This window comes from Blautia sp. AF14-40 (assembly GCF_003479665.1).
Lineage (GTDB): Bacteria > Bacillota > Clostridia > Lachnospirales > Lachnospiraceae > Fusicatenibacter > Fusicatenibacter saccharivorans.
In genome coordinates this window covers 181,378-197,443 of the sequence record NZ_QUHK01000002.1, presented here as the reverse complement: position 1 = coordinate 197,443, position 16,066 = coordinate 181,378, and the positions used below count along the sequence as shown (strand labels likewise).

Annotated in this window: 12 protein-coding genes; 5 read left to right on the top strand and 7 right to left on the bottom strand. The window is 50.4% G+C overall.

Annotated elements, in window-relative coordinates; genetic code table 11:
• Window positions 1-186: 186 nt before the first annotated feature.
• Window positions 187-4,440, top strand: coding sequence for a 2-hydroxyacyl-CoA dehydratase (locus tag DWW13_RS02850; protein ID WP_117509199.1), 4,254 nt, complete (start codon window positions 187-189; stop codon window positions 4,438-4,440).
• Between the two features lie 229 nt (window positions 4,441-4,669).
• On the opposite strand, the gene DWW13_RS02845 is transcribed toward DWW13_RS02850, so the two are convergent.
• Genes DWW13_RS02845 through hisH form a run of 4 tightly spaced genes read right to left on the bottom strand, consistent with a single transcriptional unit; the run spans window position 4,670 to window position 8,386 of the window.
• Window positions 4,670-6,295, bottom strand: coding sequence for a putative polysaccharide biosynthesis protein (locus DWW13_RS02845; protein WP_117509200.1), 1,626 nt, complete (start codon window positions 6,293-6,295; stop codon window positions 4,670-4,672).
• Window positions 6,292-6,984 carry a uracil-DNA glycosylase gene (locus DWW13_RS02840; RefSeq protein WP_117509201.1) on the bottom strand — a complete coding sequence of 231 codons (693 nt, stop codon included), beginning with the start codon at window positions 6,982-6,984 and terminating at the stop codon, window positions 6,292-6,294. The genes DWW13_RS02845 and DWW13_RS02840 overlap by 4 nt, the downstream gene beginning before the upstream one ends.
• Before the next feature lie 19 nt (window positions 6,985-7,003).
• Window positions 7,004-7,765 carry an imidazole glycerol phosphate synthase subunit HisF gene (gene hisF, locus DWW13_RS02835; protein ID WP_055265415.1) on the bottom strand — a complete coding sequence of 254 codons (762 nt, stop codon included), beginning with the start codon at window positions 7,763-7,765 and terminating at the stop codon, window positions 7,004-7,006.
• Window positions 7,766-7,768: 3 nt separating this feature from the next.
• A complete protein-coding gene (gene hisH / locus DWW13_RS02830; protein ID WP_117509202.1) occupies window positions 7,769-8,386 on the bottom strand; it encodes an imidazole glycerol phosphate synthase subunit HisH in 618 nt (205 codons plus the stop codon).
• Between the two features lie 278 nt (window positions 8,387-8,664).
• Here hisH and DWW13_RS02825 point away from each other — a divergent pair, with 278 nt between their 5' ends.
• From DWW13_RS02825 to DWW13_RS02815, 3 genes are all read left to right on the top strand, one after another.
• Complete coding sequence (locus DWW13_RS02825; protein WP_055265411.1) at window positions 8,665-9,144, top strand: COG2426 family protein; 480 nt, start codon at window positions 8,665-8,667, stop codon at window positions 9,142-9,144.
• Between the two features lie 322 nt (window positions 9,145-9,466).
• On the top strand, window positions 9,467-10,906 hold the full coding sequence (locus DWW13_RS02820; RefSeq protein ID WP_117509203.1) for a putative DNA modification/repair radical SAM protein: 1,440 nt from the start codon (window positions 9,467-9,469) through the stop codon (window positions 10,904-10,906).
• A gap of 98 nt (window positions 10,907-11,004) precedes the next feature.
• Window positions 11,005-11,772: a TIGR03915 family putative DNA repair protein gene (locus tag DWW13_RS02815; protein WP_117509204.1), complete on the top strand. Its 768-nt coding sequence runs from the start codon at window positions 11,005-11,007 to the stop codon at window positions 11,770-11,772.
• A 4-nt stretch (window positions 11,773-11,776) separates the two neighbouring features.
• Here DWW13_RS02815 and DWW13_RS02810 read toward each other — a convergent pair whose 3' ends face one another.
• From DWW13_RS02810 to recQ, 3 genes are all read right to left on the bottom strand, one after another.
• A complete protein-coding gene (locus DWW13_RS02810; protein WP_055227503.1) occupies window positions 11,777-12,115 on the bottom strand; it encodes a cyclic-di-AMP receptor in 339 nt (112 codons plus the stop codon).
• Between the two features lie 137 nt (window positions 12,116-12,252).
• A complete protein-coding gene (locus DWW13_RS02805; RefSeq protein ID WP_117509205.1) occupies window positions 12,253-13,134 on the bottom strand; it encodes a hypothetical protein in 882 nt (293 codons plus the stop codon).
• Between the two features lie 52 nt (window positions 13,135-13,186).
• Window positions 13,187-15,022: a DNA helicase RecQ gene (recQ, locus tag DWW13_RS02800; protein ID WP_117509420.1), complete on the bottom strand. Its 1,836-nt coding sequence runs from the start codon at window positions 15,020-15,022 to the stop codon at window positions 13,187-13,189.
• 136 nt (window positions 15,023-15,158) lie between these two features.
• Here recQ and DWW13_RS02795 point away from each other — a divergent pair, with 136 nt between their 5' ends.
• The gene (locus DWW13_RS02795; protein ID WP_226906352.1) at window positions 15,159-16,052 is read left to right on the top strand and encodes a polysaccharide deacetylase family protein; all 894 of its coding nucleotides are present in this window, start codon (window positions 15,159-15,161) and stop codon (window positions 16,050-16,052) included.
• Window positions 16,053-16,066: the final 14 nt, after the last annotated feature.

The following is a 16,066-nucleotide window of genomic DNA, read 5'->3' as shown; positions in this document are numbered from 1 at the left end:
GCAAAATCTGTTTTTGACAATGCCTGAATTTTCTTTTTTCTCTCTTTTTTCTTTCCCGCTTTCTCCATTTTTCACAAGGACTTTATACTTTTTTCATAAGACATCGCCTTTTTTCCAATTGTATTTCCTTATTTTTTGTCGTATAATGTGTTGAGATTGTTTCTTATTATAAAAGGAGTTTGATTCATGACTGATAAAAAATATACTCTTGGAATCGACATCGGTTCCACTACTGTTAAAATTGCGATCCTCAACGAAGAGAACCAGCTTCTCTTTGCCGATTACGAGCGCCATTTTGCAAACATCCAGGAAACACTTGCCCATCTGCTCGGGGAAGCCCACGAAAAACTGGGCGAACTGACCCTGCAGCCCGTCATCACCGGTTCCGGCGGACTCGCGCTTGCCAACCATCTTGGCATTCCGTTCACGCAGGAGGTTATCGCAGTTTCCACATCGTTAAAAGCACTGGCTCCGCAGACCGACGTTGCCATCGAGCTCGGCGGCGAGGATGCCAAAATCATCTATTTTGAAGGCGGCAATGTCGAACAGCGTATGAACGGTATCTGCGCCGGCGGTACCGGTTCGTTCATCGACCAGATGGCTTCTCTTCTGCAGACCGATGCAACCGGCCTGAATGAGTACGCGAAACATTACCAGGCCATCTACCCGATCGCTGCCCGCTGCGGTGTATTCGCAAAAACGGATATCCAGCCGCTCATCAACGACGGTGCAACAAAAGAGGATCTTGCCGCTTCTATTTTCCAGGCAGTCGTCAACCAGACCATTTCCGGTCTTGCCTGCGGTAAACCAATCCGCGGCCACGTTGCCTTCCTTGGCGGCCCGCTGCACTTCCTCTCGGAATTAAAGACAGCGTTCGTCCGCACCTTAAAACTGGATGACGAGCACGCGATCGTGCCGGACAACTCTCATCTGTTTGCAGCCATCGGTTCTGCAATGAATGCAGAGGGAAAGACCGAGGTTTCTCTTCTCGCGCTGAAAAAACGGCTCGAAGAAAAAGTAGCCATCGATTTTGAGGTTGCCCGTCTCGAACCGCTGTTTAAAGACAAGGAGGAGTACGATGCATTCCTGGCCCGCCAGAGCGTCAACAATGTTGTAACGGCTGATCTTTCCACTTACGAAGGAAACTGCTATCTCGGAATCGATGCCGGTTCCACAACCACAAAAGCCGCGCTCGTTGGTGAGGATGGCGCTCTTCTGTATTCCTTCTACAGCAACAACCACGGAAATCCGCTCGGCACCTCGATCCGCGCGATCCAGGAAATCTACTCCAAACTGCCGGATTCCGCACAGATCGCCTGGTCCTGTTCCACCGGTTACGGCGAAGCACTCATCAAAGCTGCGCTGATGCTGGACGAGGGTGAGGTTGAAACGATTTCTCATTACTATGCCGCAGCATTCTTCGATCCGGAAGTCGACTGTATTCTCGACATCGGCGGTCAGGATATGAAATGTATCAAGATCAAAAACGGCACTGTAGACAGCGTACAGCTCAATGAAGCATGTTCCTCCGGCTGCGGTTCCTTTATCGAAACCTTCGCGCAGTCCCTGAACTACAGTGTACAGGATTTTGCACACGAAGCACTGTTCGCAAAACACCCGATCGATCTTGGTACCCGCTGTACCGTATTTATGAATTCCAAGGTAAAACAGGCGCAGAAAGAAGGCGCATCCGTTGCTGATATTTCTGCCGGACTTGCCTGCTCCGTCATCAAAAACGCATTGTATAAGGTAATTAAAGTTTCCGATGCCACCGAGCTGGGACGCCACATCGTCGTACAGGGCGGTACATTCTACAACGATGCCGTTCTTCGAAGCTTTGAGCGGATCGCCAACTGCGAAGCCATCCGCCCGGACATCGCCGGCATTATGGGTGCGTTCGGTGCGGCGCTGATCGCAAGAGAGCGCTATTCGGCAGATCAGGAGACTACGATGCTCTCCATCGAAAAGATCAATGAGCTGAAATACTCGACCACGATGGCAAACTGCAAAGGCTGTACGAACAGCTGCCGTCTGACCATCAACAAATTCTCCGGCGGCCGTCAGTACATCAGCGGAAACCGCTGTGAGCGCGGAATCGGAAAAGAGAAAAACAAGGATCATATTCCGAACCTGTTCGAATACAAATACAAACGAATCTTCGGCTACCAGCCGCTGCCGCAGGATGAAGCAATCCGCGGAGAGGTCGGCATTCCGAGAGTCCTCAATATGTTCGAGAACTATCCGTTCTGGTACACCTTCTTCACGCAGCTGAAATACCGCGTGGTACTCTCCCCGACTTCAAGCCGCAAGATTTATGAGCTCGGCATCGAATCGATCCCGAGTGAATCCGAGTGTTACCCGGCGAAACTGGCCCACGGCCATGTGACCTGGCTCTTACGCCACGGCGTAAAATTCATCTTCTATCCGTGTATCCCGTACGAGCGTACCGAGTTCCCGGAGGCCATCAACCACTACAACTGCCCGATCGTTACTTCCTACGCGGAGAACATCAAAAACAACGTGGATGAGCTCCAGGACGACTCCATCACATTCCGCAATCCGTTCCTCGCATTTACGAGTGAAAAGGTTCTCGCCGACGGCCTGGCAAAAGAATTTTCCGGCCTGCCGGAGGATGAGGTCCGCGCCGCTGTCCATGCCGGATGGGAGGAGCTCGCCGCTGCAAGACGTGATATGCAGAAAAAAGGTGAAGAGACGCTGCAGTATATGAAAGAAACCGGCCGCAGAGGTATCGTACTTGCCGGAAGACCGTACCACATCGATCCGGAAATTCATCACGGTATTCCGGATATGATTAACTCCTACGGTCTGTGCGTTTTAACAGAGGACTCTGTTTCCCATCTTGCACCGCTCGAGCGCCCGCTTCGTGTCAATGACCAGTGGATGTATCACACCCGTCTGTATGCGGCTGCAAACTACGTAAAGACACGCGATGATCTTGACCTGATCCAGCTGAACTCGTTCGGCTGCGGTCTCGACGCCGTTACCACCGATGAGGTTTATGAGATTCTGACCAGAAGCGGTAAAATTTATACCTGCCTGAAGATCGATGAGGTCAACAACCTCGGCGCTGCCAGAATCCGTGTCCGCTCTCTGCTCGCCGCTCTGCGTGCACATGACCGCAAACAGGCGGTACGTGAAATTGTTCCATCCTCGATCCAGAAGCCGGTCTTCACAAAAGAGATGCGCAAAGATTACACGATCCTCTGCCCGCAGATGTCACCGATCCACTTCTCGATTCTGCAGCCTGCATTCAATGCTGCCGGATACCATCTGGAAGTGCTTCCAAATGACAACAAAGAGGCGGTCGACGTCGGCCTGAAATACGTAAACAACGATGCCTGCTATCCGTCTCTGATGGTAGTCGGACAGATTATGCAGGCGCTGCTCTCCGGCAAGTATGACCTGAATAAAGTAGCCGTCATCATGAGCCAGACCGGCGGCGGCTGCCGTGCTTCCAACTATATCGGATTTATTCGCCGTGCACTGGAGAAGGCCGATATGACGCAGATTCCGGTCATCTCGATTAACTTGAGCGGTCTCGAAGAAAATCCGGGCTTCAAGATTACACCGGATCTTGCAATCCGTCTCTGCTATGCGGCGGAGTTCGGTGATATCATGATGAAATGTATCTACCGGATGCGTCCTTATGAGCAGAAAAAGGGCACGACAGACCGGATTCACAGGAAATGGGAGAAAATCTGTATTGATTTCATTTCTTCCAAACACCTGAGTCATACCCGTTTTAAACAGATCTGCCGCACGATGATCCGCGACTTTGACCACATTCCGATTACGGACGAGAAAAAACCGCGTGTCGGTATTGTCGGCGAGATTCTGGTTAAGTTCCTTCCGGCGGCCAATAACCATCTGGCGGAGCTTCTCGAAAGCGAAGGCGCCGAGCCGGTTGTGCCGGATCTGATCGATTTCTTCTGCTATTGCTTCTACAATACGAATTTCAAGGTAGAGCACCTTGGATTCAAGAAGAGCTCTTCGATGCTCGGAAATACGGGCATTAAGCTGATCAACTGGCTGCGGAGCGCGGCAGTTGCAGAGTTCAAGAAGAGCGAACACTTTGATCCGCCGGCTGATGTACGGGATCTGGCGAAGTATGCTTCTCCGATTGTTTCCTGCGGTAACCAGACAGGTGAGGGATGGTTCCTGACAGGCGAGATGATGGAGCTGATCCACAGCGACGTTTACAATATCGTCTGCATCCAGCCGTTTGCGTGCCTGCCGAATCATATTGTCGGTAAAGGTGTTATTAAAGCCATTCGCAAGGAGTATCCGAAGGCAAATATCGTGGCAGTCGACTACGATCCAGGCGCTTCGGAGGTTAACCAGCTGAACCGTATTAAGCTGATGCTTTCTACCGCAAATAAGAATCTGAAACAGGAATCTGGCGGAGAGAAAGACGCATAAGAAGTTACATACTGATTTTTCTATTCCGATATTTAAAAAAGCTCCTGTCCGGAAAACAGTTTTTTCTGTTTTCCGGACAGGAGCTTTTTTTACATAACAGGAAATTTCGTTGACATTCCCCGTTATAAGCCCTCCGGGCAGGATCGCACTGCGGCGGCGGGGAATTCTATCGCTAAAGCGGCCCGCCGCAGGCGGAGAATCCCGCAAAGCAGGATTTTCTCTTCTGTTTTCAGCGGTAAATCCGCAGGATGCGGAGAACCTTTACCAGCTTCGTTCCCATCGGCATACGGCGCATTTCTGCTTCCGTCGTACCGGTTACAACCACAAAAGCAATCAGATATACGACGATTGCGATCAGAATTGCGGCCAGCATACTGATCGATGGACGCTTCGTAATGGCGAACAGACCATAATAAACAATCCAGGTTACAACACCCATAATAGCTGCTGCGATCAATGGTTTTACATAGGTATTTTTGAACTCATTGCGGAAATTCAGGTGTTTGCGGATCGAAAGGTTATTCAATACGCACATGCTAAGGGAGAACAGGATTCCTGCAAAGACAACGGCATAAATGTTTGTCTTTGGGAAAACTGCAAGGATCAGCGCCAGGACGACGAGATCCATTCCAAGGGAAATTGCTGCATTGTGCAAGGCTTTCTTCTGCTGCCCGATCGACTGCAGGACACTGTTGGTAATGGTAGACAGTGCAGAAAAGACAACCGATACGGCACCCATCATCAGCAGTTTGCCGGAAAGGCTCGAACTTGACGGGAACAAAACGCCTGTAATCGGGAATGCCAGGACTCCAAGGCCGACGGCAGCCGGAATGGAAATAAACATGGTCAGGCGGATCGTTTCCAGAATTTTGTCGTTTGCCTCGTCGAGGTCACCGGTTGCGTAGCAGGAAGACACCTCCGGCATCATCGCAGATGCGGATGCGCTTGCCATGGCAAGCGGGACGTTAATCAGCGTAACGTAATAGTTGGAAAACTCGCCGTATGCAGCGTTCAGCGCTTTCTGGTTTTCGCCGTGCCATCCGAGAATGGTAAAGAACAGATAGTTGTCCAGGTAAGCGTTACAGTTATAAATAAAGGTCGTGAAGATGACCGGTGTTACCATCAGAAAGAGTACCTGAAAGATTTCGCGGTAGGATTCTTCGCGGTGGCGTGTGTCTTTGGCTGCTTTTCGCAGAATGCTTTTCCGGTTTACCCCGTAAACGAGCAGCATAAAGCAAAGGCCTGCCAGCACACCGGCTCCCGTTCCGAGGGTTCCGCCGGCAGCACCGAATTTCGCACGCTCGGTGTCATTTGTCGCAAACTGCTGGATAAAGAACCAGGCTGCACCGATACTGAAAGCAGCGTTGAATATCTGCTCGATGATCTGTGAAATCGAAGTCGGCATCATCGTGCTGTGGGCCTGGAAATAGCCGCGCAGGACGCCGAGAATCGCCGAGAAGAAGATGGTCGGTGCCAGTACGCGCAGGGCCAGGATGGCATTCTGCTGGTTATATGGCAGAAGGAATTTTCCGCCGAAAAACGCCACCAGTGCAGCGATTCCTCCCACGATTACGGCATAAAGGAGGGCTCCGCGGAAAACGCGGTGTGCGTTCCGGTACTCTTTTAATGCCAGGCGTTCGGATACGATTTTCGATACTGCCATCGGAATACTGTAGGACGAGATCAGCAGCAGGATCGTATACAGATTGCTCGCTGTACTGTAATAACCAAGTCCCTCATTTCCAATGGTTTCGCCGAGCGGCGACCGGTATAAAAGACCGATCACACGCGAGATAATCGTTGCAGCCATCAAGATAGAAGTATTTCTCAGTAACGTATTTTTCTTTTTACTCATTCTTTCGCTCCCCGGATTACATTTTCGATCTGCCAGTCAATCGGCGCAAGACCGTTTTCTTCCAGATATTCGTTCGTTCTGGAAAACGGATGGCTGCCGAAAAATCCGCGGTATGCAGAGAGCGGGCTCGGATGAGCGGACATCAGCACCAGATGTTTTGGATTGTGGATCATCTCTTTTTTGCGCTGTGCGGGACGTCCCCAGAGGATGAAGACCATCGGGCGGTCCTGCCCGGCGAGCACTTTGATTGCCGCGTCCGTGAACTGCTCCCAGCCGATTTCCTTGTGGGAATTTGCCTGATGCGCACGCACAGTCAGCACCGTGTTCAGCATCAGAACACCCTGCCGTGCCCATTTTTCGAGATAGCCGTTGTTCGGGATGTAGCATCCCAGATCGTCTTCGAGTTCCTTATAAATGTTGACCAGGGACGGCGGAATGTCTACTTCCGGTTTTACAGAAAAGCAGAGTCCGTGTGCCTGTCCCGGCTCGTGGTACGGGTCCTGGCCTAAGATGACTACTTTTACCTGCTCAAGTGGGGTAAAGTGGAACGCATTGAAAATATCATCAGCCGGCGGGTAAATCGTGTGGGTTTTGTACTCCGCTCCCACCGTCTGAAACAGTTTTTTATAATAATCTTTGGAGAATTCTCCTTTCAGGGCATTGGCCCAGCTTCCGCTAAGAGGCGGCATATCGTTTTCTCCCTTCCTTTTACAGGCGGACCGGCACATTGCGGCCTGCCAGATATTCTTTGACTTCACGAATTTCCAGTTCTTTGTAGTGGAACAGAGATGCGGCAAGTGCAGCATCGGCTTTTCCTTCGGTTAAGGCATCATAAAAATGCTCCAGCGTTCCTGCGCCGCCGGATGCGATGACCGGGATGCCGACGCTCTCTGCGATCGTTCTTGTCAGCTCGATATCGTATCCCGCCTTTGTTCCGTCGCAGTCCATGCTGGTGAGCAGGATTTCTCCGGCGCCAAGGCTTTCTGCTTTTTTTGCCCACGCAACGGCATCGATGCCGACATCGATGCGGCCGCCGTTTTTATAGATATTCCAGCCGCTTCCGTCCGCTCTTTTCTTGGCGTCGATCGCAACGACCACGCACTGGCTGCCGAATTTCTGTGCCGCGTCGTGGATGAGCTGCGGATTGTTGATGGCAGAGGAGTTGATCGAGATTTTATCGGCTCCTTCGCGGAGCAGCATCTTGAAATCATCCACGGTACGGATTCCGCCGCCGACGGTGAACGGGATAAAAACGTTTGCTGCTACTTTGCGCACCATATCAACAACAGTTCCTCTCTGATCGGAGGAGGCCGTGATATCAAGAAAAACAACCTCATCGGCTCCTGCCTTGTCGTACGCTTTTGCGATCTCCACCGGGTCGCCGGCATCTTTTAAATCGACGAAATTAACACCTTTTACGACTCTTCCGTTTTTTACATCCAGGCATGGGATAATTCGTTTTGTAAACATCCGTCAGTCCTCCTCTCCAATTTCCGCAAAGTTTTTCAGAATGGCAAGCCCAAGATCTGAGCTCTTTTCCGGGTGGAACTGGCAGGCGAACAGATTTCCTTTTTCCACAGATGCATGGATGTGTGTACTGTACTCTGTCGTTGCTTTTACAATTTCCTCCTCTTCTGCTTTCAGATAGTAGGAGTGGACAAAGTAAACATACGATTTCTGCGGGATGCCTTTGAATAAGCGTCCACCGTTCTGCAGATGGATGGAATTCCAGCCCATGTGCGGAATCTTTAAGCCCTCTTTGTCCGGAATCCGGAGAATTTCTCCTTTTAACAGGCCAAGGCCTGCAACGCCCGGGCTCTCTTCGCTGCGTTCAAACAGGATCTGAAGTCCGAGGCAGATTCCAAGAAACGGAGTCCCTTTTTCTACGATTTCATGAATAACCGGTACCAGATGATAGCGGTTCAGATTTTCCATCGCATCTCCAAAGCTGCCGACACCCGGCAGAACGACGTGATCTGCGCGTTTTAACACGTCTGGATCCCTGGTCAGTACAACCTCTTTTCCAAGGCTTTGAAAGACTTTTTCCACGCTTTTTATATTTCCGGCATCATAGTCGATCAGTGCAATCATAGGTGGGTCCTCCTCGTTTGTTATTTCAGTCCACGCCCCCTGTCATTGGGGGCATCTCTGCTGTTCTTTTGCAAACAGTACACTTCATTCTAACATACCGTTTTCTAAAATTCAAATTTTGAAGGTTATAAAATTATACAAAAATGCAGAAATTCTTAAGATTTCTTTTACTCCCGCTCCTTTCTTTCTTTTTATACTGGACAAATGGCGGGCATCACGCTACAATAAGAGCGTTGCACTAAGAAACGATAACATTTTGTGAAAAACGAGAGGTGTATATGATTACCAAATATCTGATTGTATTTTTGATTTCCATGGTTCCGCTCATCGAGCTGCGTGGTGCGATTCCGTACGCGGTAGCTTTCCATATTCCGACGCTTCCGGCCTATCTGATCGCCGTCATCGGAAATATGCTTCCGGTTCCGGTTATTTTCCTGTTCGCTCGAAAGGTTCTTGTCTGGGGATGTGATAAAAAGTATATCGGAAAATTCTTCACCTGGTGTCTGGAAAAAGGCGAAAAAGGCGGGGAAAAACTGAAAGCAAAAGCCGGCCGCGGACTTCCGCTCGCCCTGCTGCTCTTCGTCGGCATTCCGCTCCCGGGAACCGGCGCATGGACCGGCACACTGGCCGCAAGTATCCTCGATATGGACTTTAAGACCAGCGTTCTCGCCATCATGGGCGGTGTTCTCCTTGCAAGCGTCATCATGCTGCTTGCAAGTTCCGGCGTATTCGGGGCAATTGGGGCGCTTTTGGCGTAAACGGCTCTGCTTCCGTTTCAATTCCATAAAATTTGGCTTACAGCCGCACAGATTTGTTTTTCCGATCTGTGCGGCTGTTTTTGTATAACTTTTTTCTAACAGAAATTTTCCCTGCTGTTTCCTGTTCACGTTTTTCCGGATCGAATTCTGTTTCTTTTCTTCCAGTATTTTCTTGTACTATTTTCATTTTTCCTCTTGAACATTCGTTCGATTTGTGTTACACTTCTTTTATCGAACAGTTGTTCTTTTTATAAAATACCTGTTATCTTATTGTTTTACTTTTATTCGTATTCATTTGGACATAGAAAGGAATTTTTCTGCCATGCAGTTATCATCACAAACACTTTCTCTCTCCGAGAAGCTGAATCTTCTCGCTGACGCGGCCAAATACGACGTTGCGTGCACTTCCAGCGGTGTGAACCGTGCCGGAAAACAGGGACATCTCGGCAATTCGGTCTCCTGCGGTATCTGCCACAGCTTTTCTTCCGACGGACGCTGTATCTCTCTGTTGAAAATTCTGCAGAGCAACGACTGTATCTACGACTGTAAATACTGCGTCAACCGCGCCGGGAATGACCGGCAGCGCGCCACGTTTACACCGGAGGAGGTCTGTACACTCGTCACGGAATTTTATCGCCGAAACTATATTGAGGGACTCTTTTTAAGTTCCGCCGTCTGCAAAAATCCTGCCCATACGATGGAGCTCATGTACCGCACTCTGCATCTTTTACGTAATCGTTACCGCTTTAACGGCTACATCCACGTCAAAGCTATCCCGGGCGCACCCGCCGAGCTGATCGAAAAGACCGGCTATCTCGCCGACCGCATGAGCGTCAATCTGGAACTCCCGACCGGAGAAGGGCTGCAGAAACTGGCCCCGCAGAAGACACAGAAAGCGATTTTAAAACCCATGCGCCAGATCCAGTCCGGTATTGTAGATTACCGGCTGACCGCAGGGAAAAGCGCTTTTTTAGAGCGTTCCTCGGGAAACCGCTATCTCTCCCACTCCATTTTCGATACACGAAAGCAGATTTCCGCCTCCGCTGCCGATCTGGGCTGGATCTCTTCCTCCTCCGCGCGGTCACTGCCGGAAAAGGAACGCTCTGCTCCCTTCGTTCCTGCCGGCCAGAGCACGCAGATGATCATCGGTGCGACAAAGGAAAACGATTACCAGCTTCTCTCCACCTCACAGCTTCTCTACCAGCAGTATGACCTGAAGCGCGTCTTTTACTCCGCCTACATTCCGGTCAACGAGGATTCCGCCCTGCCCTCACGTGAAACCAAGCCGCCGCTTCTTCGGGAACACCGCCTTTATCAGGCAGACTGGCTGCTCCGCTTCTACGGTTTTCAGGCGGATGAACTGCTCGATGAAGCCCACCCGAACTTTCATGCACAGCTCGACCCGAAATGCGACTGGGCGCTGCGCCATATGGAGCTGTTTCCGGTGGAGATCAACACGGCTGAGTATGCCGACCTTCTGCGCGTTCCCGGCATCGGGCCGAAATCGGCCATGCGGATTGTAAAGAGCCGCAGAAGCTCCCATCTTTCATTTGATCATCTGAAAAAGATCGGTGTGGTGCTGAAACGCGCCAAATATTTTATCACCTGCGAGGGAAAAATGATGTATCACATGCGGCTGGAACAGCAGTTTCTGACCCGGCAGCTCACGGGAGAGGAAGCCGCCTCCAACTGGGAGGTTTCCCATCCGGAACAGTATCAGCAGCTTTCTCTGTTTGATGCTGCCGTACCTGGGCATATATAATCCCGGGCGTTCTTCTCACGGAAAAGCCTTTTTGCTGTATCTGCGCTTTTTGCAGAAGGCTGTTGTCTGTATCAATTGATTTCAGAAAGGATTTTATTATGACTGTTTACACCTGCAGCCCGGATCTTGCGTCGATCCTGACCTGCATCTATGAAGCCTGGAATTCCCGTCTCGGCTACCGCAATGTACGGCTGATGACGGAACCAGTCGGCAATCTGGAGCTGTTCTGCGATTACTGCCATGTTGAGCCGGACACAGAAAAAGCCGCCAGCGTCACGCGATCCATTCAAAAGAAGATCGGCGCAGCAGCCTGGCGGCTCGTCTATCTCTGTGCAATGTCCGAGAGAAGCGACGCTCCCGACATCATTTATCGTTTTCTGCTCTACGGCTTTTCCTATGGAAAGGATACCCTGCATATGCTGCAGGAACCGGCGGTATTCCACGCTTTTGAAGTTTCCCGTCAGGTCACAAATGAAGCGCATTCGTTCCGGGAATTTATCCGTTTTGCAAATATTTCCTCCGGTTTTCCGATCCTGGTCTCGCATATTTCCCCGAAAGCCAATGTGCTGACCCTGGTCGCTCCCCATTTTTCTGACCGGCTCCCCTCAGAAAACTGGATGATTCTCGATGATAACCGGCAGCTTGCCGTCGTGCATCCCGCTGACCGGCCCTTTTATCTGACCCGTCTTTCTCCGGATGAAATAGAACGCCTTTCCCTCACGGAATCCACTTCGGACCCTTACGAAGAACTCTGGAAAGGATTTTTCACCGCAATTGCCATCAAAGAGCGTTCCAATCCCGACTGTCAGCGTACGCATCTGCCGCTCCACTACCGGGATCATATGCCGGAATTTAAAAATTTTTAGAGTCTTAGAATTTTTCCAGCTGTTCCATGTTCAGCACAAACACAGTACAGCCTCCTGTCTGGGTATCAATCGGAACAGAGTAATTTCCGCCCGGGCAGAAGTTTCCGCTTTCCATCGGGGTGGCCGCATAGGTAACTGTTTTCCGAAGCCCTGCTTCCTGTTTTAAGATCGCAAGCACAGCGTCGAGCTTATGATCATCGGTTCCGATCAGCAGTGTTGTGTTCTTCTCCTTCAGGAAACCGCCGGTCGTGGCAAGCTCCGTCACAAAAAAGCCTTTTTTGTTCAACTCGGCAATGGTGTCTGCCTCGTCCTCTTTCCGTAATACAGCAACAATTAACTTCATACAAATTCCTCCTCGCATCCTCCGGTCAAACGGATTCTGATTTTTGAAAAGTCAGCTGCTTATGCCGTATGGCACATTGCATTTTTCTGTTTTCACAGTAAAAATAGCATAATGTCACGGAAAAAGAAAGTCTTTTTTTACTTTTTCACTTCAAATCCGTATGACACGGTTCCATTTTCGAATACCGCGTCCACTTCGTAGATGTAGCCGGCCTCGGCTCCCGGAATGCTCCAGCTCTCCGCATGCTCCACAGAAACGCTTTCTCCCTCCGGGTAACCATTGCCAAAGTTCTGCCCCCGGTCTTCGGCCGGCCATCTTTCTGCTGTGACAGAATCCGGCTCCTCCGAGAAGACAAGCTCCAGATCGGTTTTTCCTTCGTCATTTGCTGTATGCAGATCACTCAGTTCCGTCCATTCCAGAATGAACGCACTGTCCGCAACGACGTTCTGACCATTGCCGTCCTCATCAACATAAGACCAGGTATAACCTCCCTGTGTTGCCATAGCTGTCACCTGGGCATTTGGCTGTGTGTAGCACAGATTCAGAAACGGAATTTCCGATGGATCCTTTTCCGGCAGAATCTGGGAAAGTTCCTCATCGAATTTTTCTGCATCCGCCTCCGTACCGCCGCTGATTCTCATAATACGGCTGATACCCGGATATTGTCCCGGATAGGAGTTCAGCATAATACCGTCGCCCTCCACTTGAAGAAAATCTCCTTTTTTGATCTCGGACGGATCAATAGCATTTCCATTTTCATCGTAAAGTGTGTCGGACGGTGTATGTGTCACATAGATGTTTCCGTGTTCCAGATCTCCCAGGTACCATAACCCGGAATCTTCTGCAAGAAATACGGCTTTCTGTACTTCTTCTGCCCTATTGCTGTCCGCTGCAGTACTTGCTGTATCTGCATTCAGATTTCGGTCCCGTTCCGTTTTCATATAGATTCCGCCTCCAATCAGCACGGCGGCAACTACAACACCGGTCACTCCAAAAATAACTGCGTTTTCTTTTTTCATAAGCGTATTCTTCCTTTCCTGTTGTTTTCCCGTTTTTTTTACACGACTTGTTTTATCTTTCTGCAAGACATGCAAGAAACGGTTCCCCGTACTTTTCAAATTTGCTCTCGCCGACACCAGAGACCGCCAGCATTTCCTCTTTGTTGGACGGTTTCTCCATCGCCATCTGGATCAGTGTTTTATCCGAGAAGATAATATACGGAGGCACTTTATGCTCCTTTGCAAGCTCCATCCGGAGTGCCCGCAGTTTTTCGAATACCGCGGCCTCCTCGTTGGAAAGATCCTTTGCCGCTGCCGAGGTTTTTGTCTTTGTCTTCTCTTTTGCGGCTTTCGGAATCCGTTTTTCTTCTTTTGCCATCTTCATCAGCATCGTGCCGTCCTCATCCAGCAGCTCCGCCGCTTTTGGCAACAGGCGCACAATGCTGTATGTGTCGGCCGTTACATAGAGATATTCCCGGACCTGCAGTTCATTTAAGATCTGCCGCAGCCGGTAGACCGGCTCTTTTGCCAGTTCCCCGTAATGGGAGTTTTCATCCATGCGGTACTGGCGGATTTTCGCGGTATTCGCACCGTGCAGGGTATCGAGAATCACCGTCGTGCCGTAGCGCTGACGGCATTCCCGCACACAGCCAAGGATTGCCTTTGCCGCCGCTGTCACATCCACCGTTTCAAATTCCGAGAGGCAGTTGGAACAGTTTCCACAGTAATTGGAACCGTATTCCCCGAAATACCTCAGGATATAATCTCTGAGGCACTCATGGGTGAAACAGTAAAACGTCATTTTCTTCAGCCGTTCCTCCTCCCGCTGACGGATCAGCGCTGTCGTCTCGGGATCCTCACTCTCCTGCGCCATGTTTTCGATAAAAAACTGGTTTGTGATGACGTCCTGTCCCGCGTACAGCAGAATACATTCCGCCGGAAGGCCGTCCCTGCCTGCTCGTCCGGCCTCCTGATAATAGCTTTCCATGTTTTTCGGCATATTATAATGGATGACGTACCGCACATTCGATTTATCGATTCCCATACCAAAAGCGTTTGTCGCTACCATGATCTGCTTCCGGTCATAAATAAAATCTTCCTGGTTTTCCTTCCGTTCCAGGTCAGAGAGACCCGCATGGTATCTTGTGACAGAATATCCTTTCTGCTCGAGTTTCTCACAGACCTCCTCCACATTTTTTCTGGTCAGACAGTAAATAATTCCGCAGTCCGCCTCGTGCTCTGCAAGGAATGATTCCACGGCTGCGAATTTATCTTTCGGCTGCTGTACCGTAAATTTCAGATTTTTCCGGTCAAAGCCTGTGACCAGACGTACCGGATCACGCAAAGACAGTAGTGCTTCGATATCATCCCGTACCTCTTTTGTTGCCGTTGCCGTAAAGGCACCGATCACCGGCCGTGCGGGAAGCTGCTCGACAAACTCTGTGATTTTCAGGTAGCTTGGGCGGAAATCCTGACCCCACTGGGAAATACAGTGTGCCTCATCAACACTAATCATCGAAATTTCCATCGACTGCACCGCGCACAAAAATTCCGGTGTCAGAAGGCGTTCCGGGGCGACATAAATAATCTTGTACCGGCCCTCCATGGCAAAGCCGAGTGCCTTCCGGTACTGCGCCGCACTTAAGGAGCTGTTCAGAAACGCAGCGTGAATCCCCGCCTGGTTCAGGGTCGATACCTGATCCTTCATCAGAGAAATCAACGGTGATACCACCAGGGTAATTCCTGGCAGCAGAAGCGCCGGAATCTGATAACACAGCGATTTTCCTGCTCCGGTCGGCATGATGCCGAGCACGTCCTGTCCGTTCAGAAGCGCATCCACCAGCATCTCCTGCCCCTCCCGGAAGGAATCGTAACCGAAGTACTTTTTTAAAACCTCATATTTTGTCATCTTGTTTTTCTCTGCCCTTTCCATCCACTCTACCTCCATTGTGACATAGATTGCAGGTAAAGTCAAACAGATGTGTGCCGCATGTTTTCTTTCATCCATACATATATTGTCTCAAAAAGTCCTGGAGGGGGATTTTATGCGTTCTCTTTCACCCCTTTCCCGCCGGATCCTGAAAAAAGCCGGTATCGCCGCCGCTTTTTTCTGCTCCGCTTTTCTTTTTGGCTCTGTTCTGTCCCACTTTACCTGCCGTGCGCTCCGAAAGGCAGCCCCAGTTTTTCTCTCTGCTGCGCCGGAGACACCTGTTTCTTCCGTTTCGATGCCCGTCCTCTCCTCTGCTGCCGAAAACTGGGGGCTCTCCTTCCCGGAAAAAGGGAAGACTCCCGTCGGCAATGCTACATCCGAAGAGCTTGCCGCCTACAACGCCTGGTTTGCCGCTTCACCGGAAGAAAACATCATCTATCTGACGTTTGACTGCGGCTATGAAAACGGCAACACACCAACGATTCTTGATGCGCTCCAGAAGCATCAGGCTCCCGCAACGTTCTTTGTCGTCGGCAATTTTCTCTCCGACCAGCCGGATCTTGTCAAACGTATGGCAGCGGAAGGCCATATCGTCGGAAACCACACCTGGTCGCACCCGGATATGTCCAAAATCTCCACGCAGGAAGCCTTCTCAGAAGAACTGAACCGAGTCTCCACACTTTATCAGGAAACCACCGGCCAGGAAATGGTGAAATTTTACCGGCCGCCGCAGGGAAAATACAGCACACAGAACCTGCAGATGGCAAAGGACCTCGGATACCAGACGTTTTTCTGGAGTCTCGCCTATGTAGACTGGTACCAGGATCAGCAGCCGACCCACGAGGAGGCTTTCAAAAAGTTGACCGGACGCATTCATCCCGGTGCCATCGTCCTGCTTCATAATACCTCATCCACCAACGCGGAGATTCTCGATGAGCTGCTGACGAAATGGGAAGAAATGGGATATTCTTTCGGCTCTCTCGATCAGCTCGCATCGAAATCTGCCTGAGGACCGGAAATACG

Bases quoted from the DNA above. Each gene is read 5' to 3' on its own strand.
- DWW13_RS02850 (WP_117509199.1), top strand. From the start codon at position 187: ATGACTGATAAAAAATATACTCTTGGAATCGACATCGGTTCCACTACT.
- DWW13_RS02825 (WP_055265411.1), top strand. From the start codon at position 8,665: ATGATTACCAAATATCTGATTGTATTTTTGATTTCCATGGTTCCGCTC.
- DWW13_RS02845 (WP_117509200.1), bottom strand. From the start codon at position 6,295: ATGAGTAAAAAGAAAAATACGTTACTGAGAAATACTTCTATCTTGATG.
- DWW13_RS02795 (WP_226906352.1), top strand. From the start codon at position 15,159: ATGCGTTCTCTTTCACCCCTTTCCCGCCGGATCCTGAAAAAAGCCGGT.
- hisH (WP_117509202.1), bottom strand. From the start codon at position 8,386: ATGATTGCACTGATCGACTATGATGCCGGAAATATAAAAAGCGTGGAA.
- hisF (WP_055265415.1), bottom strand. From the start codon at position 7,765: ATGTTTACAAAACGAATTATCCCATGCCTGGATGTAAAAAACGGAAGA.
- recQ (WP_117509420.1), bottom strand. From the start codon at position 15,022: ATGACAAAATATGAGGTTTTAAAAAAGTACTTCGGTTACGATTCCTTC.
- DWW13_RS02805 (WP_117509205.1), bottom strand. From the start codon at position 13,134: ATGAAAAAAGAAAACGCAGTTATTTTTGGAGTGACCGGTGTTGTAGTT.
- DWW13_RS02820 (WP_117509203.1), top strand. From the start codon at position 9,467: ATGCAGTTATCATCACAAACACTTTCTCTCTCCGAGAAGCTGAATCTT.
- DWW13_RS02810 (WP_055227503.1), bottom strand. From the start codon at position 12,115: ATGAAGTTAATTGTTGCTGTATTACGGAAAGAGGACGAGGCAGACACC.
- DWW13_RS02840 (WP_117509201.1), bottom strand. From the start codon at position 6,984: ATGCCGCCTCTTAGCGGAAGCTGGGCCAATGCCCTGAAAGGAGAATTC.
- DWW13_RS02815 (WP_117509204.1), top strand. From the start codon at position 11,005: ATGACTGTTTACACCTGCAGCCCGGATCTTGCGTCGATCCTGACCTGC.